Source organism: Pseudomonas sp. NPDC087639 (assembly GCF_044743385.1).
GTDB lineage: Bacteria > Pseudomonadota > Gammaproteobacteria > Pseudomonadales > Pseudomonadaceae > Aquipseudomonas.
This window is the reverse complement of sequence record NZ_JBIUWI010000011.1, coordinates 81,708-101,213: the sequence shown is the minus strand read 5'-3', so window position 1 is coordinate 101,213 and position 19,506 is coordinate 81,708. Positions and strand designations below refer to the sequence as shown.

15 protein-coding genes and 3 pseudogenes are annotated in these 19,506 nt (G+C 54.8%); 6 read left to right on the top strand and 12 right to left on the bottom strand.

From position 1 onward, the window contains the following. Nucleotides 1-198 precede the first annotated feature (198 nt). Nucleotides 199-657, bottom strand: coding sequence for a DMT family transporter (locus ACIOVB_RS07655; RefSeq protein WP_095191284.1), 459 nt, complete (start codon nucleotides 655-657; stop codon nucleotides 199-201). After that, the gene (locus ACIOVB_RS07650) at nucleotides 657-1,142 is read right to left on the bottom strand and encodes a DMT family transporter (protein WP_187677604.1); all 486 of its coding nucleotides are present in this window, start codon (nucleotides 1,140-1,142) and stop codon (nucleotides 657-659) included. Before ACIOVB_RS07650 ends, ACIOVB_RS07655 begins: the two co-directional genes overlap by 1 nt. Nucleotides 1,143-1,254: 112 nt before the next feature. On the opposite strand from ACIOVB_RS07650, the gene ACIOVB_RS07645 reads away from it, so the two are divergent. Next, the gene (locus ACIOVB_RS07645; protein WP_401266342.1) at nucleotides 1,255-2,190 is read left to right on the top strand and encodes a LysR family transcriptional regulator; all 936 of its coding nucleotides are present in this window, start codon (nucleotides 1,255-1,257) and stop codon (nucleotides 2,188-2,190) included. 209 nt (nucleotides 2,191-2,399) lie between these two features. Here the strand turns inward: ACIOVB_RS07645 and ACIOVB_RS07640 are convergent. The 3 genes and pseudogenes from ACIOVB_RS07640 to ACIOVB_RS07630 all read right to left on the bottom strand — a co-directional run. Continuing rightward, nucleotides 2,400-2,993: pseudogene (locus tag ACIOVB_RS07640) on the bottom strand (methyl-accepting chemotaxis protein); the annotation flags it as partial. Nucleotides 2,994-3,305: 312 nt separating this feature from the next. Then, nucleotides 3,306-4,082, bottom strand: a pseudogene (locus ACIOVB_RS07635) (cache domain-containing protein); the annotation flags it as partial. Nucleotides 4,083-4,183: 101 nt separating this feature from the next. Continuing rightward, the gene (locus tag ACIOVB_RS07630; protein WP_401266340.1) at nucleotides 4,184-5,500 is read right to left on the bottom strand and encodes a Na+/H+ antiporter family protein; all 1,317 of its coding nucleotides are present in this window, start codon (nucleotides 5,498-5,500) and stop codon (nucleotides 4,184-4,186) included. 334 nt (nucleotides 5,501-5,834) lie between these two features. On the opposite strand from ACIOVB_RS07630, the pseudogene ACIOVB_RS07625 reads away from it, so the two are divergent. Both ACIOVB_RS07625 and ACIOVB_RS07620 read left to right on the top strand, forming a co-directional pair. Then, nucleotides 5,835-7,223 (top strand): annotated as a pseudogene (locus ACIOVB_RS07625) (HAMP domain-containing protein); the annotation flags it as partial. A 102-nt stretch (nucleotides 7,224-7,325) separates the two neighbouring features. Beyond that, nucleotides 7,326-8,081: a methyl-accepting chemotaxis protein gene (locus ACIOVB_RS07620; protein WP_401266348.1), complete on the top strand. Its 756-nt coding sequence runs from the start codon at nucleotides 7,326-7,328 to the stop codon at nucleotides 8,079-8,081. 140 nt (nucleotides 8,082-8,221) lie between these two features. Here ACIOVB_RS07620 and ACIOVB_RS07615 read toward each other — a convergent pair whose 3' ends face one another. Genes ACIOVB_RS07615 through ACIOVB_RS07600 form a run of 4 tightly spaced genes read right to left on the bottom strand, consistent with a single transcriptional unit; the run spans nucleotide 8,222 to nucleotide 10,823 of the window. Next, a complete protein-coding gene (locus ACIOVB_RS07615) occupies nucleotides 8,222-9,535 on the bottom strand; it encodes a sensor histidine kinase (protein ID WP_187677599.1) in 1,314 nt (437 codons plus the stop codon). Continuing rightward, nucleotides 9,532-10,200: a response regulator transcription factor gene (locus ACIOVB_RS07610; RefSeq protein WP_187677598.1), complete on the bottom strand. Its 669-nt coding sequence runs from the start codon at nucleotides 10,198-10,200 to the stop codon at nucleotides 9,532-9,534. The genes ACIOVB_RS07615 and ACIOVB_RS07610 overlap by 4 nt, the downstream gene beginning before the upstream one ends. A gap of 3 nt (nucleotides 10,201-10,203) precedes the next feature. Then, nucleotides 10,204-10,515 (bottom strand): PepSY domain-containing protein, encoded by a 312-nt coding sequence (locus tag ACIOVB_RS07605; protein WP_187677597.1) that lies wholly within the window; start codon nucleotides 10,513-10,515, stop codon nucleotides 10,204-10,206. After that, nucleotides 10,515-10,823 carry a PepSY domain-containing protein gene (locus ACIOVB_RS07600; RefSeq protein ID WP_187677596.1) on the bottom strand — a complete coding sequence of 103 codons (309 nt, stop codon included), beginning with the start codon at nucleotides 10,821-10,823 and terminating at the stop codon, nucleotides 10,515-10,517. The genes ACIOVB_RS07605 and ACIOVB_RS07600 overlap by 1 nt, the downstream gene beginning before the upstream one ends. A gap of 158 nt (nucleotides 10,824-10,981) precedes the next feature. On the opposite strand from ACIOVB_RS07600, the gene ACIOVB_RS07595 reads away from it, so the two are divergent. The 3 genes from ACIOVB_RS07595 to ACIOVB_RS07585 all read left to right on the top strand — a co-directional run bounded on the left by ACIOVB_RS07595 (nucleotide 10,982) and on the right by ACIOVB_RS07585 (nucleotide 13,474). Further along, the gene (locus ACIOVB_RS07595) at nucleotides 10,982-12,061 is read left to right on the top strand and encodes a patatin-like phospholipase family protein (protein WP_401266335.1); all 1,080 of its coding nucleotides are present in this window, start codon (nucleotides 10,982-10,984) and stop codon (nucleotides 12,059-12,061) included. An 85-nt stretch (nucleotides 12,062-12,146) separates the two neighbouring features. Beyond that, complete coding sequence (gene queD, locus ACIOVB_RS07590; protein ID WP_003223505.1) at nucleotides 12,147-12,503, top strand: 6-carboxytetrahydropterin synthase QueD; 357 nt, start codon at nucleotides 12,147-12,149, stop codon at nucleotides 12,501-12,503. 158 nt (nucleotides 12,504-12,661) lie between these two features. After that, on the top strand, nucleotides 12,662-13,474 hold the full coding sequence (locus ACIOVB_RS07585) for an alpha/beta fold hydrolase (RefSeq protein WP_401266332.1): 813 nt from the start codon (nucleotides 12,662-12,664) through the stop codon (nucleotides 13,472-13,474). 164 nt (nucleotides 13,475-13,638) lie between these two features. Here the strand turns inward: ACIOVB_RS07585 and ACIOVB_RS07580 are convergent, their stop codons facing one another. Genes ACIOVB_RS07580 through ACIOVB_RS07570 form a run of 3 tightly spaced genes read right to left on the bottom strand, consistent with a single transcriptional unit; the run spans nucleotide 13,639 to nucleotide 19,201 of the window. Beyond that, nucleotides 13,639-14,799, bottom strand: a complete 1,161-nt coding sequence (locus ACIOVB_RS07580) for an AAA family ATPase (RefSeq protein ID WP_401266330.1) — start codon at nucleotides 14,797-14,799, stop codon at nucleotides 13,639-13,641. A 2-nt stretch (nucleotides 14,800-14,801) separates the two neighbouring features. Further along, a complete protein-coding gene (locus ACIOVB_RS07575) occupies nucleotides 14,802-16,475 on the bottom strand; it encodes an ABC transporter ATP-binding protein (protein ID WP_401266327.1) in 1,674 nt (557 codons plus the stop codon). Continuing rightward, nucleotides 16,472-19,201 carry a DUF4135 domain-containing protein gene (locus ACIOVB_RS07570; RefSeq protein ID WP_401266324.1) on the bottom strand — a complete coding sequence of 910 codons (2,730 nt, stop codon included), beginning with the start codon at nucleotides 19,199-19,201 and terminating at the stop codon, nucleotides 16,472-16,474. Before ACIOVB_RS07570 ends, ACIOVB_RS07575 begins: the two co-directional genes overlap by 4 nt. Nucleotides 19,202-19,506: the final 305 nt, after the last annotated feature.

Genomic DNA, 19,506 nt, shown 5'->3' with positions numbered 1-19,506 from the left:
CCAAACACATCGAGAGGAGGTGCAGCGAAGCAAACCGGAGGCGATGCCCCCGGATCAATCCCGCAGCGAAGGAACCCGAGCCACAGCGAGGGCCGTACGTCAGGGCACAGACCTTTGGTTACTTTGGGGCGTTTGCCAAAGTGACCCGCCGTAAGGGCGGAACCCTAAGTCGCCCTCACAAAAATAACGGATATGTACTCAGTCAGAAGAGCGAACACTACTGCGATACATAAACACCAAAGCCAACCCCAAACAAACCATCGCCAAAATCCGACTCGAAGAAAGATCGATCGCCGGATTCCCCAACCAACCAAAATTATCAATCAACATCCCCATCCCCAACTGCCCGACAATCACCGCCACCGTCGCCACCGCCGTACCAATCCGTGGGACAGCGCCGACCATCACAATCATGTAAACCACCCCGAACAACGCACCACTGAGCTGCCATTTCGGCACATCGAGCAAACTCACCGCGTGGGCCGGTTCAAAAAACAGAATCAACAACCCCGTAACCAACGCCCCCACGGCAAACGTCAGCAAACTACTGCGCAAAACCCCAACGGTTTCACCCAAACGCCCATTGATCGCGGCCTGAACACTCAACACCGCGCCTGCCGCAACCACCACAGCCAACAAAATAATCAGATTCATCATCAACCCCGAGCAATCAAGACAAGTGCCGCCACAATCAAGCCCAACGCCAGCCACCGCTCAGCGTTGACCTTCTTGCGCGTCGCCCCGAACCAGCCGAAATGGTCAATCAACACACTCTTGCCCACCTGCCCCGACAGAATCGCGATCATCGTCATGGCGATACCGATATGCGGCGTGGCCAACGTCAGCACCACCACATACATCGGCCCCAAAAACCCGCCGATCAACTGCCAGCGCGGCAATGTGTTCAGCGCCGGCCCTTGTTGCGGGCCGCTGAACAACAGCAGCAAAAACAGAATCGCCGAACCCACGCCGAAAATGCTCAAGGTCGCCCACAGATGCCCGACTTGCACGCCCAATGGACCGAGCAACCCCGCCTCCACCGACAAACCCATGCCTGCCAGAATCACCAGCGGCAGCAATAACAAACGCAACCCCGGTTTGGCCACCGGCGGCGCAACACTCACCTCATCCAACGTCTGCATAACTAAAACCCAAGCAAATAATCGATAGCGCGGATTATCGACTGGCGGCGCTTTGCGATAAATGGGAGCATCCGGACAACACTTTTGCGTAACTCGCACAGCAGGATGATTCATGCACGGGCTCAACGAACTCGGATTCAAGGCACTCAGGCTGTTTGTGGCGGTGCTCGACCACGGCAGTTTCTCCGAAGTCGCCCGCCGCGAAGGCGTGGCGCCCTCGTCGATTTCCCGGCAGATTCAGTTGATGGAGCAGGCGCTCAACCAGCAATTGCTCTACCGCCACACCCGCGCGGTCACGCCGACCGAGGCCGGGCGCATGCTCGGCCATCATGCGCGGTTGGTGCTGGTGCAACTGGAAGAAGCCGAGCAAGCGCTGCAGGAACAGCAAAGCGAACCCACGGGGCTTGTACGAATCAACGCCCCAGTGGTGTTCGGCCAGCGCCATCTGACGCCGTGGCTGGGCCAGTTGTGCGCGCGTTATCCGAAGTTGCAACTGGATATCCAGCAGACTGACCACTACGTCGACCCGTTGCAGGAAGGTGCGGACCTGCTGTTCCGCATCGGCCCGTTACACGATTCGAGCATGCAGGCGCGGATTCTGGCGCCACATCGCTTTCAGGTCGCCGCCAGTCCCGCTTACCTCAAACGTCACGGCACACCGCAACACCCCGACGAACTCGCGCAGCATCAATGCCTGGCCTACAAAGGCGCGACCGGTCAGCAGCGCTGGTTTTTCCGTCAGGGTCAGGGGGACTGGACGCCCTACTCGGTCAAAGGCCCGATCACCGGCAACCACGCCGATACCCTCACCCAAGCCGCCGAGCAAGGTCTGGGGCTGGTGATGTTTCCGTCGTGGCTGATTGGCGAAGCGGTGCGCGAAGGCACGCTGGTGCCGGTGCTGAGGGAATATCAGGTATCGAACAGTCTGGAGCCGCAGCAGATTGCGGTGCTGTGGCCGGGGAGTCGTCGGTTGTCGGTGAAGGTACGGACGGTGATTGATTTCTTCATCGAATGTTTCGGTGAAGTGCCTTATTGGGACAGGCCTTGAGAGGTTGAAGATCAAGAGCCCCTCACCCTGGCCCTCTCCCGGAGGGAGAGGGGACTGACCGAGGTGTCTTGCGTCATGCATCGACCTGAAAGATTGAGTCGATTATGGATTCGGTATAGCAGGTTCAAGTCGCCGTACATCCTCAATATCCCCCGATCAGTCCCCTCTCCCTCCGGGAGAGGGTTAGGGTGAGGGGCTTTCCCTGACACTCAGATACGGAACTGCCCAACCAGTTTGCCCAGTCGCTGCCCCAAATCCGCCAGACTGCGCGAAGTCTGCGCCCCCAACTGGGTCTCATCCGCCACGCTGTCCACCGCCACCGCAATCTGATGCACGCTGCGGTTGATCTCTTCGGCCACCGCCGTCTGCTCTTCCGCCGCACTGGCAATCTGCGCGTTCATCGAGTTGATCGTCGCGATCAATTCCGCCATCGCATCCAGCGACGCACCGGCCTGATTGGCCTGCTGCGAGGTGCCATCACCCGCCTCGCTGGAACGGCGCATCGCTTCCACCGCCGACTGCGTGCCCGCCTGCAAGCGATCAATCATCCCCTGAATTTCCTGAGTACTGATCTGCGTGCGACTGGCCAGCGCCCGCACTTCATCGGCCACCACGGCAAATCCGCGCCCGGCCTCACCGGCCCGCGCGGCTTCAATGGCGGCGTTCAAGGCCAGCAGGTTGGTCTGCTCGGCAATCGAGCGAATCACCCCCAGCACGCCGACAATCGAACTCACGTCCTGCTGCAAGCTGTCCAGCGACACACCACTGCTGCGGATGTCATCCACCAGCGCATGAATCTGTTTGATGCTGCCGGCCACCACGCGTTTGGCGCTCTGGCCTTCTTCGTCGGTCTGCTGGGCCGCGACCGCAGCGTTTTGCGCGCTCTTGGCGACTTCCTGGGCGGCGGCAGACATTTCGTTGATCGCCGTGGCCACCTGATCAGTCTCGTGGCGCTGGCGCTCCATGGCTTGATCCGAACGCTGGGCCTGATCCGACACCTGCGTCACCAGCCCGGTCAGTTGCGTGGTCATCTCGGTGATCTGCCGCACCAGGCCGTGGATCTTGTCGACGAAACGGTTGAACGAGCCGGCCAGTTCACCGAGTTCGTCCTGGCTGGTGATGTTCAAGCGACGAGTCAAATCGCCCTCGCCCGCCGCAATGTCGTCGAGGTTGGCTTTCATCAGAGTCAGTGGACGCAGAATCGTGTTGGCCAGCAACATCCCCGCCGCCGCGATCACCAACAGCACCACCACCGCCACGCCGACGATGCTGAGGATCACGCCTTGCATGCGTTCCTGTACCTGCGCTTCAACCTGCGCCACCTGCGCTTCGATGCCGTCAAGGTTGACCGAGGTGCCGACCGCCATGTCCCACTTCGCCAGGTATTCGGTGTAACCGAGTTTCGGCACCAGCACCTTGGCGTTGCCCGGCAACGGCGAGCTGTATTGCAGATAGTGGGTGCCGTCCTTCGCCACTTTCACCAGACCGAGGTTGACGTAAACCCCGTTCGGGTCGCGGTTGTCCTTGAAGCTTTTACCCACGCCTTCCGGGTCGTTGGCCTTGAACAGGCGCACGGTCTCGGAGTCGTAGCCGAAGAAGTAGCCGTCCTTGCCGTAGCGAATGCCCGACAGCAGTTTGATCGCCTGCGCGCGCGACTCGGCATCACCGGGGGCGGCAGCGTCATACAGCGGTTTGATCGTGGTCATGGCCACGGCGACGTAACTTTGCAGAGTGGCCTTGGCGTCGCCGAGCAGGCGTTCGCGGGTCTGTTCGACCTCTTTGTGCGCCTGTTCCTGGAGGATGAACAGCGTGGTCAGGCTGATGACCAGCGCAAAGAGCAATACCGGGAGAACGGCAAGGGACAGGACTTTGGCCTTGAGACTCAAGCGCATGGGGGAAGCTCACTCTTTTGATTTTATTGGCGTGGTTAAAGGCTTTAACGGCACGCCAGATCAAAAGTTGAGTCAGCAATTCCCCCCAATCCCCTGTGGGTTCAGAGAACCATCGCGGCCACCCAGCCGAACGCCAGCAATGGCAAGTTGTAATGCAGGAAGGTCGGCACCACGGTATCCCAGATGTGGTGATGCTGGCCGTCGATGTTCAGACCGGAGGTCGGGCCAAGGGTCGAATCCGAGGCGGGCGAACCGGCGTCGCCCAGCGCGCCGGCGGTGCCGACAATGCAGACGATGGCCAGCGGACTAAAGCCTAATTGCACGCACAACGGCACGAAAATGGCAGCCAGAATCGGTACGGTGGAGAACGACGAACCGATGCCCATGGTCACCAGCAGCCCCACCAGCAGCATCAGCAACGCGCCAACACCCTTGTTGTGATTGATCCACGACGCCGACGACTCGACCAGTGTCTGCACCTGTCCGGTGGCCTTCATCACTTCGGCAAACCCGGAGGCGGCGATCATGATAAAGCCGATCATTGCCATCATTTTCATGCCTTCGGTGAACAGATCATCGGTCTCGCGCCACTTGACGATGCCCGATACAGAGAAGATCAGGAAGCCGGCCAGCGCGCCGATAATCATCGAGTCCAGCAGCAGTTGAACGATGAACGCCGCCGCGATGGCCACACCGGCAATCATCAGACTCATCGGGTTGTACTGCACGACCACCTGCTCGACCTGCTCGATCTTCGTCAGGTCGTAAACACGCTTTTTGCGGTAGCTGATGAACGCCATCGCCAGGCCGAACACCATGCCCAGCGCCGGAATGCCCATGGCGTGAGTGACGTTGACGCCGCTGATGTCGACACCACTGCGGGCGACGTTGGCCAACAGGATTTCATTGAGGAAAATGTTGCCAAAACCCACCGGCAGGAACATGTACGGCGTGATCAGGCCGAACGTCATGACGCAAGCGATCAACCGGCGATCCAGTTGCAACTTGGTCAGCACATATAAAAGCGGCGGCACCAGCAGCGGAATGAACGCGATGTGGATCGGCAAGATGTTCTGCGAGGCAATCGCCACCACCCACAACAGGCCGATCAGCAGCCATTTGACGCTGCCACCACCGGTCGAGTGCTGACGGTCGACCATGGCCAGTGCCTTGTCGGCCAGCGCGTGGGCCAGGCCGGACTTGGCGATCGCCACAGCGAAAGCGCCGAGCAACGCGTAGGACAACGCCACCGTCGCCCCGCCGCCCAGACCGCTGTTGAACGCCTTGAGCGTGGCGTCGATGCCCAGACCACCGGTAAGGCCGCCGACCAATGCACCGACGATCAAGGCGATCACCACGTGCACGCGGGACAGGCTGAGGATCAGCATGACGCCGACCGCAGCAATCACTGCATTCATTTCACTACCTCAAAAACACTGCGGTGGACAATTCACCGCCAGACAGGATGAGTCCGCCCTTGAAGCACCGGCGGATTTGCAAAGAGGGTCTTATTAGAAGGGCGCGCACTGTGCCGCAGAGTGGCGGCGGTGTCAAAACAACTGCCCATTATCCAGGGCCAGGCACAATCTTTGTGGTGAGGGGATTTATCCCCGATGGGTGGCGAAGCCGCCCCCCTGCATTCTTACAGGCACACCGCATTTGCGGGTTTTGCGACTGCTGCGCAGCCGGTCGGGGATAAATTCCCTCACCACAGGTTTTGTGTTTACCCCAAACAGGGTTTCCAGCCTCCGCATGCGGCAATCGGCCCTATTGTGTTTCCAGCATAAAGAAAGCCGAAACGCGGCCGTTACAGTGCAAAGTCTCAGATATTTATCGAATAAGGATGTTTCCATGTCGCTCAGACAACTTTCCATCCAATGGAAAATCACCCTGCTTGCCGGGCTTTGCCTGGCCGGTATCGTGACCCTGTTGGTGGGTCTTTCGCTGTATCGCATGGAGCACAGTTCCGAACTGGTGAAAGCTTCGAGCATGGAGATGCTCACTGAATCGGCGCAGGCGCGCATCGAGTCTCAGGGCGAGGTGCAAGCGGCGGGCATTCGCCAGCAGTTCATGGACGCTTATCAGTACGGCCACGGTTTTTCGCGTCAGGTGCTGTTCCTGCGTGAACAGGCCGAGAAACGCTTCCTCGATGCCTTCGACCTGCGCGAAGACATGACCCGTCAGGTCAAGTCAGCCCTGCAAGCCAACCCTGACTTGCTCGGCCTGTCGCTGGTATTCGAAGCCAACGCACTGGACGGCAAGGACGAATTGTTCGCCGGCCAGGCCGAACTGGGCAGCAACGACAAGGGCCGCTTCGCCCTGTACTGGTCGCAACCGACCCCGGGCAAAGTCACCTCGATGGCCCTGCCGGAAAGCGACATGGCCGACACCAGCACCGGCCCCAGCGGCCAGGCGGCCAACGCCTGGTTTACCTGCCCGCGCACCACGCTCAAACCGTGCGTGATTGAACCGTACTTTTATGTGATCGATGGCCAGAACGTGCTGATGACCAGCATCGTCTTCCCGCTGATGGTCAACGGCAAAGTCATCGCCTCGCTGTCGGTGGACATCAACCTCAACAGCCTGCAAGCGATCAGTCAGGGCGCGAGTAAAAAGCTCTACGACGGTCAGACCGCCGTGAGCATCATCAGCCCGGTCGGCCTGCTCGCCGGTTACAGCCCGGACGCCGGCAAACTCAGCCAGCGCCTGGATGCCGTGGACAAGACCAGCGGCGCCGAGCTGTTGCGTATGCTGTCGTCGAGCGCCAGCGTCAGCAGCCTGCACAGCAACGGCCAGTTGAAAGTGCTGTCGCCGTTCCAGCCGATTCCCGGCGGGCCGTCGTGGGCGGTGTTGCTGGATGTGCCGGAAAAAGTGCTGGTGGAGCGCGCCGAAGCACTCAAGCAGCAACTGGATGCGAGCAACACCTCGGGTACCCTGATCGAATTGAGCCTCGGTGTACTCGCCGCGTTAATCGGCTTGCTGCTGGTGTGGCTGATGGCGCGCAGCGTGACCAAACCGATCCTCGGCGTCGCGCGCATGCTCGAAGACATCGCCAGCGGCGAAGGTGATCTGACCCGACGTCTGGCCTATGACAAGAAGGATGAACTGGGTCAACTGGCCGGTTGGTTCAACAAGTTCCTCGACAAGTTGCAGCCGATCATCGCCGAGGTGAAACGCTCGGTGCAGGACGCGCGCAACACCGCCGACCAGTCTTCGGCGATCGCCACCCAGACCAGCGCCGGCATGGAACAGCAATACCGTCAGGTCGATCAGGTTGCCACCGCCTCCCACGAAATGAGCGCCACGGCGCAGGACGTCGCCCGCAGCGCCGCGCAAGCAGCGGAAGCGGCCAAGGATGCTGATCGCGCCACGCGTCAGGGCCTGACCGTGATCGACCGCACCACCGCTAGCATCGACACCCTCGCCGCCGACATGAGCGCGGCGATGGTTCAGGTCGAAGGTCTGGCCGCCAACAGCGAGAAGATCGGCGCCGTGCTGGAAACCATACGCGCCATCGCCGAGCAGACCAACCTGCTGGCACTCAACGCAGCCATCGAAGCGGCGCGTGCCGGTGAGGCCGGACGTGGTTTCGCCGTGGTCGCCGACGAAGTCCGCAACCTCGCCCGCCGCACCCAGGAGTCGGTGGAAGAAACCCGTCAGGTGATCGAACAACTGCAGAGCGGCACGCAGGATGTGGTCGGTTCGATGGGCAACAGCCATCGTCAGGCCCAGGGCAGCGTCGAGCAGGTTGGCCAAGCGGTGACTGCACTGCGCCAGATCGGTGATGCGGTGACGGTGATCAGCGACATGAACCTGCAGATCGCCAGTGCCGCCGAAGAGCAAAGCGCGGTGGCTGAGGAGATCAACAACAACGTGGCGACGATTCGCGATGTGACGGAGTCGTTGTCGGAGCAGGCGAATGAGTCGGCGCGGGTCAGTCAGTCACTTAATAGCCTGGCGAATCAGCAGCAGAGTTTGATGGATCAGTTTCGCGTTTGATTCAAACTTGAATCCGACAGCGTTTTAATGTGGGAGCGAGCCTGCTCGCGAAAGCGGTAAACCAGTCAACAGAGATGTCGACTGACCTGACCTCTTCGCGAGCAGGCTCGCTCCCACAAGTTTTTTTGGTGTTTTAAAGATCAGCGTTTAGGCAGTTCAATCACCACCTTCAACCCGCCCCACTCGCTCTCGCCCAACACCAACAACCCACCCCACGTATCGACGATATCGCGCACGATCCCCAATCCCAGACCATGCCCGTGAGTCTGCTCATCCAGCCGCGCGCCCCGGCTGAATACCTGAGCACGCTGCTCTTCGGGAATCCCCGGCCCGTCATCTTCCACGCTCAGGGCAAAGCCGTCGGTTCGTTCAATCACACTCAAGCGCACTTCGGCATCCGCCCACTTGCAGGCGTTATCCAGCAGGTTGCCGAGCAACTCGAGCAAATCCTCACGATCCCACGGCAATTGCAGCCCCGGCGGAGCCACATAGCTCAACGCCAGATGTTCGCCGTGGATCATGTTCAACGTCGCCAACAACCCCGGCAGTTCCGCGTCGCAATCAAACAGCGCACCCGGCAGCGCATCGCCGGACAGCCGTGCGCGATTCAGCTCACGATTGAGCCGCTGCTGCACCTGCTCCAGTTGTTCCTTGAGGATCTTGCGTAGCTCGGGATGGCCATCGAGTTTTTCGCTCGATGCCAGGCTCAACAGCACCGCCAACGGTGTTTTCAACGCATGCCCCAAATTGCCCAGCGCATTGCGTGAACGCTTGAGGCTGTCTTCGGTGTGCGCGAGCAAATGGTTGATCTGCGCCACCAGCGGCTCCAGCTCCACCGGCACCTGATCGTCGAGTTGCGAACGCTGGCCCTGTTGCAGCTGGGCGATTTGTTCGCGGGCCTTTTCCAGCGGCTTCAGGGCGCGGCGCACGGTCAGCCGTTGCAAAAACAGAATCAGCAACAACCCGGCCAATCCCAAGCCAAGGCCGATCTGGCGCATGCGCTGGAAACTCTCGCGCACGGGCGTGTAATCCTGCGCGACGCTGATCGATATCGATTGCCCCAGCCGCCGATAGTCCGAACGCAGCACCAGCAACTGCTGACCGTCCGGCCCCAGTTGCAGGTTGCTGTGCAGGCCGGGGCGTTCAAGCAGCGGCAGATCCTGATCCCACAACGAGCGCGAGCGCCAATGGCTCTCGGCAAAGTCGATGCGGAAATAATGCCCGGAAAACGGCCGCTGATAGGCCGGCGACAAATGTCGCTCATCCAGTTGCAAACCCTGCGGCCCGCGCACCAGCGCCACCAGCAGGCTCTCGCTGTCGTTACGCAACCCGGCTTCGAGGTAGCGCTGCAAACCCATTTCAAACAACCACAGACTGGTCTGCGCCAGCACCAGGCCGACGACCACCATCACGCTGATCAACCCCAGGCTCAAGCGGCGCTGGATTGATCTCACGAAGCTTGCCCGCCGAACAGGTAACCCTGGCCGCGACGGGTTTCGATCACGCTTTTGCCGAGTTTACGGCGCAGGTGATTGACGTGGACTTCGAGGACGTTGGAGTCGCGCTCGGTCTCACCGTCGTAGAGGTGTTCGGCGAGGTGGCTTTTGGAGAGGATCTGTTCCGGATGCAGCATGAAATAGCGCAGCAGGCGGAATTCGGCGGCGGTCAGCAGAATGTCCGCACCGTCGCGGGTCACGCATTGGCGGCCCTCGTCCAGATGAAGGCCGGCAGCCTTGAGCGTGCTTTGATTGGCCTGGCCCTTGGAGCGACGCAGCAACGACTGAACGCGCAGGTGCAGCTCTTCGGGGTGAAACGGTTTGGTCAGGTAATCGTCGGCGCCAGCCTTGAGGCCTTCGATACGTTCGGCCCAGGAATCGCGCGCCGTCAGGATCAACACCGGAATCGCCAGACCGCCCGCGCGCCATTGCGCCAGCACTTCAAGCCCCGGTACACCGGGCAGGCCGAGGTCGAGGATGATCAGGTCATAGGGCTCGCTGCTGCCCTGATACACCGCATCGCGGCCGTCCGCCAGCCAATCCACCGCATAGCCTTGGCGTTGCAGGCCGGCGATCAATTCGTCGGCCAGCGGTACGTGGTCTTCCACCAGAAGCAAACGCATCGATCAATCTTCCTTGTCTTTCACGAGTTCACCGGTATCGGCTTTCAGGTGCAGCTCACGCGCAACACCCTCGGCCGTCAGCAACTCGACTTCATAAATGTAGACGTCGTGTTTCTCTTCCAGCTCGACTTCCAGCAGTTTCGCCCCGGGATAGCGATCCATGGCCTGCTGCAGCACTTGCTCCAGCGGCAGAATCACCCCGCGCTCACGCAGCTTCAGGGCTTCGTCCTGATCGAGGTCGCGAGCCATCGCAGCCGAGCAGAAAATCACAAGCGCCAACGCAGTGCGACTGGTGGCGCGAACATTCACCTTCATTACGTATCCTGATGATCCTTGAGAACCTGCCCGCTGACCGCGTCTAATTCCAGATCCCACTCCAGCCCCTGCGGATCACGCATTTCGACCTGGTAGATGTACTTGCCGTACTCTTCTTCCAGCTCGGTTTCGGTGATCGTTGAACCCGGGTGTTTGGCCAGTGCCGTGGCATTGAGCTTCTCGAAGGAGACGATAGTACCAGCGTCGCGCAGACGCAGGGCTTCATCGGGTCCCAGATCGCGAGCGTGAGCGAGGCTGGCGGTGAGGCCGAGGATCGAGGCGAGGGAAAGGGCAGTCAGGGTTTTCATGGATGTCTCCGTATTTTTTATGTGTTGCGACGGTGGGCACCTTAGCGGGAGCAACTTAACTGAAACTGAATTGCCATCATTGCTCCAGGGCAATAAAGGGTCCCCCCTGTGGGAGCAGTGGTTCTATAATCCTTCGCTTGCTAACGATCGAGACCGGTATGACAGCCATCCACATCAAATTCCCTGCCCTCACCCTCAAGGCCGGCCCACGAGCCATGGCGCGGATTCGAGCCCAGGGTCTGAGCGCCGTCGACGTCGGCACCCTGCCCGGCGCGGCCGGTGGGCCGAAGGCGTTGGGGATTCAGGGGCTGGATCTGGCGTTGTTCGGTGAATGGCTGCCGAGCGCGCCACGCGAGCGCTCGCTGATCGGCGCCTCGGTCGGTTCCTGGCGCTTCGCCAGTGCCTGCCTGCCCGATGCCGCCGAAGGCATCCGCCGCCTCGGGCGCTTGTACGCCGAGCAGAATTTCAACAAAGGCGTGACCATGGCCGAGATCAGTCAGAGCTCGCAGCGCATGCTCAACGACCTGCTCGACGGTCGCGACGCGAGCATCCTGAACAACGCCGATTACCGCCTGAACATCATGGTGGTCAAAAGCCAGGGCCGCCTCGCTGATGATCATCGTGGCCGACTTGGCCTGGCGCTGGGCTCGGTGATCGCCGACAACCTGCGTGGTCGCGCGCGGCTCTCGCGGCACTTCGAACGGCTGATCATTCACGATCCGCGCCTGGCGCCACCGGTCAATGCGCTGAACGATTTCCCCTCGCGCTTCGTCGAACTCAACGCCGGCAATCTGCGTCAGGCGCTGCTGGCCTCGGGTTCGATCCCGATGGTGATGGAAGGCGTGCGCGATTTGCCGGGCGCCGGTGAGGGGACGTTCCGCGACGGCGGTCTGCTCGACTATCACCTCGACCTGCCCTACAGCGGCGACGGCATCGTGCTCTATCCGCACTTCACCGACCGGGTGATTCCGGGCTGGTTCGACAAAACCCTGCCGTGGCGCCGCGCGTCGGTGGAGCGCTTGCAGGACGTGCTGTTGCTGGCGCCGTCGAAGGAGTATCTGGCGCGCCTGCCCTACGGCAAACTGCCCGACCGGAACGACTTCAAACGCTTCATGGGCGATGCGCCCAGCCGGCAGAAGTACTGGCACGCAGCAATGGACGAGAGCCGGCGCCTCGGTGACGAGTTCCTCGAACTGACTGCCAACGGTCGCCTCGCCGAACGCTTGCTGACCCTTTAGTCAGCACGGCCAAACACAAGCTGATAAACTCGCGGCCTGCCCGAATCGCTGCGGCGAACGCCATCTGAACAGAGCTGAAAATACTGTGGAAATCTTCAAGGAATTTACATTCGAATCCGCCCACCGCCTGCCGCACGTCCCGGACGGCCACAAGTGCGGGCGTCTGCACGGTCACTCGTTCAAGGTGGCGATTCACCTCAGCGGCGACCTTGATCCGCACACCGGCTGGATCCGCGACTTCTCCGAGATCAAGGCGATTTTCAAGCCGCTGTACGAGCGTCTGGATCACAACTACCTGAACGACATTCCTGGCCTGGAAAACCCGACCAGTGAAGTGCTGGCCAAATTCATCTGGAATGAAATGAAGCCGCTGCTGCCGGAACTCAGCGCGATCCGTATTCATGAGACCTGCACCAGCGGTTGCATCTATCGCGGCGAATGATCCAACACCGATACCCCGTGTAGGAGCTGCCGAACGCGGCCCGAGCCTTCGGCAGCTCCTACGGGATCGGTGTTTATCCAGGGAAATAGAGAACAGCCTCCCCGGCTGTTTTTTTATGCCTATGCTCTTTGGCTCAAACCCGCCAAGAGGACAGGCCCATGACGGACTGGCTGCTGGATCAGGTCTTTGACTTCAACGGCTACCCGGTGCGTCATGCCGTACGCGGCGACGGCCCGCCGCTTGTGTTCGTGCATGGCACGCCCTTCTCGTCCTATGTCTGGCATCGCATCGCGCCGCACTTTTTCGCCACGCACCGCGTACATTATTTCGATTTGCTGGGCTACGGGCGCTCGGAACAACCGGACGCTGACGTGTCACTCGGCGTGCAAAACCAACTCCTCGCGCAACTGCTCGATCACTGGAACATCCAGCGCCCCGACGTAGTCGCCCACGACTTCGGCGGCGCCACGGTACTGCGCACGCATCTGCTCAACGAAAAGGATTACCGCAGCCTGACGCTGATCGACCCGGTGGCGCTGACGCCGTGGGGGTCACCGTTCGTGCAGCACGTGCGCCAGCATGAAGCGGCGTTCAGCGGCCTGCCGGATTACATCCAGCGCGCCATCGTGCCGACCTACATTCGCGGGGCGATACACCGGGATATTCCCGATGATGAACTGGCCCCATACGTGCAGCCGTGGCTCGGCGATCCGGGGCAAGCGGCGTTCTATCGGCAGATCGCGCAGATGGATGAACGCTATACCCGTGAAGCCGAAAATCTGTACCCGGCGATACGCTGCCCGGTGCAGATTCTCTGGGGTGAGGACGACCAATGGATTCCCATCGAACGGGGTCGGGCGTTACACCAGATGATCCCGGGATCACAATTTCACCCAATCCCCAACGCCGGCCACCTCGTCCAGGAAGACGCCCCTGAAGCGATCGTCGCTGCATTGCTGCGATTTCTTTGACGCGCGGCGTCCGCGTCCCGGAATGGCGCAAGTGCACAAAGGCCAAACCACTCATATAGAGTCGCTAAATGCCGAAGAATCAGTGTTCCAAGATGCATCATCAATGCACCAATTTCATGCCTATCCCTGCGCTGTGTGAATCAAAATCCCAGCTTTCGATTGTGTCAAAAAGTATTAACTTCACCATTTAGAGCCAACCCTTCAATCCATGTATGAAGCCCCCGTTTAATGACATGCCGAGATTTAGACGTCCCTGACTCTTCAAGAATATCTTTCAATATCGGTGAATGAGTAACAACCCAAATCTGCGATCGCTTGCTGGCAGAACTAATCAAAACAGCCAACGACCTGAGCATATCGGGATGCAAACTGTTGTCAGGCTCATTCAAAACAATGAATGGAGGCAAAGAACTGGATGTCAGCGCAACAGCTAGGCAAATATATTGCAAAGTGCCGTCAGACAGTTCCCACGCATTGCTTGTGCGGTTACTTTGAGGAAATCGAAGTCCAAAAGAAACGGTACGTTCCGGCCTTGAAATCTCCAAAATAGCCCCTCCGAATGTATCCGCAATCAACTCTTCAACAACATCGAGATCTTGAACTATATATTTATGCGTCGCCAGAACCGCAGCGAGATTTGCTCCAGACGAATGAAGTACCGTGTCACTAACTGCGTAGCAAGGCTTGCGAATGGGCGACTCAATATCAGTCCTGAAACCGTGATAAAAACGCCACCCCATAATTTCATGTTTGACACGTAACACCTCTGGAAAACGTTCTGCATCCGTGAGAGAGCTTAATGCCGTAGCAGAGGGGAATAGTCGAATAGCATTCGACATGTCGAGAACGGCCATTTCTCGATCCATCACCTTCAAGAAACCATTTTCTCGGAACATCAAAGTATGACTTTTCCGTCCATTATGAAAAATCAGTTTTTCAGTTTTGATTTGAGGTTCAAACTCAAAACCATCGCCCAATACAATCTTTTCTCCAAAAGCGGTTTTTTGCGGCACTAGTCCCGCTGTGATTCCGTAACTGTAATAGCCATCATCATCTGAAAAAGTCGAGAACCGCACTTCAAAAATAATTTTTGAACGATCTGCATTGCGCTTTGAATTCTCCGAAAGGATCGACTGCATGCCACCCTCCCGAACGATAAACTTCGAAAACTCTCCCGTTGCAGCAGCCTGCACGAGTTTGAGTGCATTATATAAATTAGTTTTCCCAACTCCATTTTCACCATAAAAAATATTCAAACCATCAAGATTCAGAAACACATCATCAACAGAGCGGTACCCTTTAATTGAAACAGACAATATTCTCACGATTAAAGCTCCACGCAAAATTCGCCATTAAACGAGACCACTCGATCAGCCAACTTTAATATCGACTCTCGATGAGCAACAATGATCACAATATTAGACGCATTATATTTTTTGATATTTGAGATCACTGCTCGCTCAGCAACCTCATCAAGGAATGCCGTGCTCTCGTCAAAAACGACGACCTTATGGTCTCGCAAAAAACTTCTTGCCAAGGCAAGACGTTGACGCTCGCCTCCCGACAACATTAAACCCCTGTCTCCAATTTCCGTATCCAGCCCGGATGGCAAGCCTTTTAGAAATCCACCAAGGTCAGCAAGTTTTAAAACTGCTTCTAATCTTTCATCAGGTGCATTTTGATCAGCGATTCTTAGATTAAATCTTAACGACCCGTTGAATAAACCAACCTCTTGGGATACGAAAGAAAACCTAGAATAGAAGTCTTGATCAGACAAATCTTCTATCGCAACACCACCATATTTAATTAAACCCGAAGAGGGTGTATAGAGCCGCATCAGCAACTTGACAATTGTCGACTTACCCACACCAGATGGACCGGTGATCGCAACTACTTCACCCGGAATAAATCGGATTGACAAATCGTGCAGCACCTTTTCTGTAGGTCGCTCAGGGTAAGAAAATCGAACATTAGAAAATTCCAGGTGATGACTAATATTCGGAAGCTCATTACCTTTACCAACATGCCGAACTTCACAAGCGTCGAGATGTTTCAGTAAGGGGGCAAAGCCACCGAGTGATTCAATCATGCTACCAATACTTTTTAAAAGAGCATCGTATGGCTGACACACCTGAAACATATAGGCTGCAACCATTACAAAATGACCAACACCTATCTCTCCGGAAAGTAACCTTAGTGAAGACTCATAAAGAACAACAAAAAAAACAAGCGAAAAAACACATACCCTAAAAACTTCTAGATAAGTACTTCTCCTATAAAAACCCAACCAAGACTGATAAACACCTTCTTGATCTTCACGAAAAAAACGCAACAGAAATTCATCGGCCAAATATATACGTATTGTCTCAATATTAGAAACAATGCCATGAATGGTTTTTGAACTCCCCATCTCTTTCAATATCACAACCTTGAACAACTCTGACAAGCGCCCAATCATTGAAGAGCTAATAATTGCATACGTAAAAACATACAAAAAAATCATGAACATTACGAAAAAATCTTTAAAAAACCACAACACAACTAACGATACGAATATTTGAACGATAGAGGGCAGTATACTAACCAGCATTGATCGAATTGTGTTATCCATACTCGCAGAAGCACATTGCAGCACCTGCGCCAGTTGCGCCGGGCCTTTTATCAGACTCTCACATGCAGACAAACGAATAGATCTCTTAATGAACATCTCACCAAGATTTATATTCACCCGCTGGATAAACATCATTGTCATTACATCGGACAAATGAGAAAACACCTGAGATATAAAAATAACGCCGACTACCAGGCTCAAAAACATCAAAAACTGCTCATGATTACCTGATGCAACCGCAAGCATCCTCTGCAAAAATAACGGTACGAGACCAAAACCTATCGCGGTAAGGAAAATCAACACTACTAAAAAGGCCAAACGACTTACGTCCTTTGATTTCATGGACAACTTCAGTAGCGTATAAGTATCAACAAATCCTTTGACATTCATTTGGATACTTCCCGAAAACTCAGTTTGAACAGTTCATGAGGCAACAGAGGAAAAGATTGGTCACCCGTCATTAGAGAATTCAGGGCTAGTTGCTCTCCGGCACACCCTTTCATCAGACCACACCCTAAAGTAGACGCCCCCTGAATCGACCAATACTTACTTTCTAAATCGACGTTCAAAGCTTTCTTGAATAGTCGCTGATAAATTAACTCTACCCCCAACACTCCGTTTGAAACTGAGAAATTTTCTTTACTGGCCGAAGCTTTGAAATTCTTCTCGAAAATCGCTCGAAAATTGTGCTCCTGCAAAAACCTGTCAAGCACGTCGATATTAAAATGTCTTCTTAAAAAATCGAACACATAAATAATTCCCGCGCCTCCATGCGCCCATCCAAACTCATTTTGAAGCTCTATGCTTCGAGGCTTATGTCTTAAATCTGGCCAGTTACCAAGTTGCCGCTCGAAGCAGTTGATTTCCGACGTAATTACGCCTTTTATCAATGGAATGACCGTTTCATCAGATATATCAAAAACCATCGCATATACAGCGATCGAATAAGCGATACCTGCTTGTCCATGCGAAAGCCCACATAATATTTTTTTAGGATGCATTGAGATATTACTAGGAAATATTATCTGCTCACCGTCTAATTCAGATCTCGCGACTAACGCCTCGAATAGTAATCTAGAAATATCTTGCCACTCCTCCTTCTTTGACAATTGAAAATAACAGCTGGCGACCACCAAAGCTCCAGCAAGACCATAGATCAAGCCCGAACCTAGATTTTTATATTCTTCAGAATAAAAAGCCGCAACAATTTTATCGGTTGCAGTTGAAATAAAGGAGGAATTTCCATCTATAAAAATTGGCGCTATAGAACTTAGCCCACCGACATATGCTCCACCTATTGGAGACGACGATAGCAACTCATCACCTAAAATCATCTCAAAATATGCAAACAAAAACTCCTTATTCTCCGATTCTGATTCGAATAATCTCCCAGTAGCAGCGAGATAACCAAGCCCACCCGAACCTGAAAACAAATCAAACCCTACGGTAGTTAACTCGAGATAGCTTTCACACCTACTAGTAAACATTAAAGGAGGAGACCGAGTATCAATCATGTGTTTAGCAGTTATATTTACTGCAGAAGGCATTGTTTTTAGAACCAAGCAATTAGAACCTTCTTCCTCAAATCCATGAACCTGATTAAACCTACAACTCAAGTCAACTATTTTTTCCGCCTCTCGGTATACGCACTTTAAAAATTGAATCTCGCTACCAAACCCCTCATTCACTATGCGATATAAATTATCCCTCACACTGTCGTATCCGCTTACATAATTAATCAGCTTAATACTTTCAGCAGCATGAGTTGACCAAACAGCAAGATCTTTCGCACAAGAAGTAAATCTGGGAACATCCCCAAAAAAGCAGGATTCAACCTCCGCCCTTAAGAGAGCGGAGTCAGCCCGATGATCTTCGACTGATCCTAGGCAAGACTCGATGTATTTTTTTCTATCCTGGTTATTCTTTAGAAACCGCGGATGATAGGAAGCCTCAATCACCAAGCAATAGTTAGCCGTATCTCTCAAGATTATTCTATTTCTTAGATTAGAAGTTTGATTCAAAAACTCTACAAAACGCTGATACTCATAAATTATGACCTTGTAGCATTCAACACAACCTGCAACGATATGTTCAATATAGTCTATTGGATTCTGTACCTCACCATCAAACACCACCGCATTTGGATTTGTGTTTAATAATGCTTTTCTAACGAATTGTTTCCGAAATATATTTCCTATGCCCGCGTGCTCGGTGTCGGCAAGTCCATCTGTGTACTTAATAACATTCGGCACAAGCCCTGTTCTGGGTACTCCCAAACGCGGCGCATCAACATAGACATGATGAAATACCGCCTCCAAGTCGACTGGAACGGGGTTTCCTTGATGAGTTACGATATTTTCATAATGGAGGTCGGTAATTCCTAACGACGCAGCCGCAGCAATCAAATAACCTGCCAATCTATAGTAATTCTCTACCTCCGCCTTGCTTTTCAAAGGAACCTGATCACACCACTTCACCCACCCGAAACCTTGCCCCGATATATATTCTGGAAACTCCCAACCGCGAATACCACATTGTTCATTGAAAAAAGCTCCAAGAAACTCGCTTGTTTTCCTTTCCAACTCCAAATCACGCAACTTCAAGGCAAAAGCAGGGCATCCTTGAACATAAAAAAGTGCCACGTTTTTATTTCCATCGTGACTCTCGTCTCCCAGCAAAAACACATCACTCACTTCATGAGGACCATCCAAAAAACCACTACGCAGCAATTCTGGAAGCGACTTTACAAAATACTCTTTAACTAATGAGAAATTCTCTAATTCATCCACAAAAAGTTTATCCAGCAAGTACCTCAGCGACTCGTACTTCCTCAAAAACTCGAGATACAATTCATCCTGCTCTAAAAATTCCTCGTAGGCCATACTGACCCCAAGGTTTTCATTAACATGTGACACCTCTGCCTCGATGGATTGGCGAACATAGCTTTCAACCTTATTTGCCACGTGTATAGCAAAGGCATTAGCCAGCTTCTTATCAATCAGACAAGCAAGATCAAATTTTTTACTCTCATACAGGCTATTTAAAAATTCATTCACTAAAACCCTGTGTGAGCCAGAATAAGTCGCCATAGAATCAACCATCGAGAAATCACTCACTAACACTTCCTTATGTCAATTGAAATGCCGCCTTGAGGCGGCACATACCTAGTTAAAAACGACTACATTGGCTCTGGATACCAGTCCATAACAGGTGCCACTTTTTATTGATTTCGGAGAGTAAGAAGCATAGCAACACCGACTGAAACATTGAGTACAATTACTTGTTGCCGCCCCCGTATGTACTGGCCTAGTCAGTTCCATTCCCGGGGGAGTGTTCTCAACTTGCATAAGAAGTGGATCTACGTACTTCTCCCCAAAGACAGCGCTCATCATAACGCCGTCCGCCCGAATAACATCTTTAA

Coding starts and splice junctions, on each gene's coding strand:
- ACIOVB_RS07575 (WP_401266327.1), bottom strand. CDS start 16,475: ATGAATGTCAAAGGATTTGTTGATACTTATACGCTACTGAAGTTGTCC.
- ACIOVB_RS07650 (WP_187677604.1), bottom strand. CDS start 1,142: ATGCAGACGTTGGATGAGGTGAGTGTTGCGCCGCCGGTGGCCAAACCG.
- ACIOVB_RS07655 (WP_095191284.1), bottom strand. CDS start 657: ATGATGAATCTGATTATTTTGTTGGCTGTGGTGGTTGCGGCAGGCGCG.
- ACIOVB_RS07585 (WP_401266332.1), top strand. CDS start 12,662: ATGACGGACTGGCTGCTGGATCAGGTCTTTGACTTCAACGGCTACCCG.
- ACIOVB_RS07610 (WP_187677598.1), bottom strand. CDS start 10,200: ATGCGTTTGCTTCTGGTGGAAGACCACGTACCGCTGGCCGACGAATTG.
- ACIOVB_RS07600 (WP_187677596.1), bottom strand. CDS start 10,823: ATGAAAACCCTGACTGCCCTTTCCCTCGCCTCGATCCTCGGCCTCACC.
- ACIOVB_RS07595 (WP_401266335.1), top strand. CDS start 10,982: ATGACAGCCATCCACATCAAATTCCCTGCCCTCACCCTCAAGGCCGGC.
- ACIOVB_RS07620 (WP_401266348.1), top strand. CDS start 7,326: ATGGAACAGCAATACCGTCAGGTCGATCAGGTTGCCACCGCCTCCCAC.
- ACIOVB_RS07645 (WP_401266342.1), top strand. CDS start 1,255: ATGCACGGGCTCAACGAACTCGGATTCAAGGCACTCAGGCTGTTTGTG.
- ACIOVB_RS07630 (WP_401266340.1), bottom strand. CDS start 5,500: ATGAATGCAGTGATTGCTGCGGTCGGCGTCATGCTGATCCTCAGCCTG.
- ACIOVB_RS07605 (WP_187677597.1), bottom strand. CDS start 10,515: ATGAAGGTGAATGTTCGCGCCACCAGTCGCACTGCGTTGGCGCTTGTG.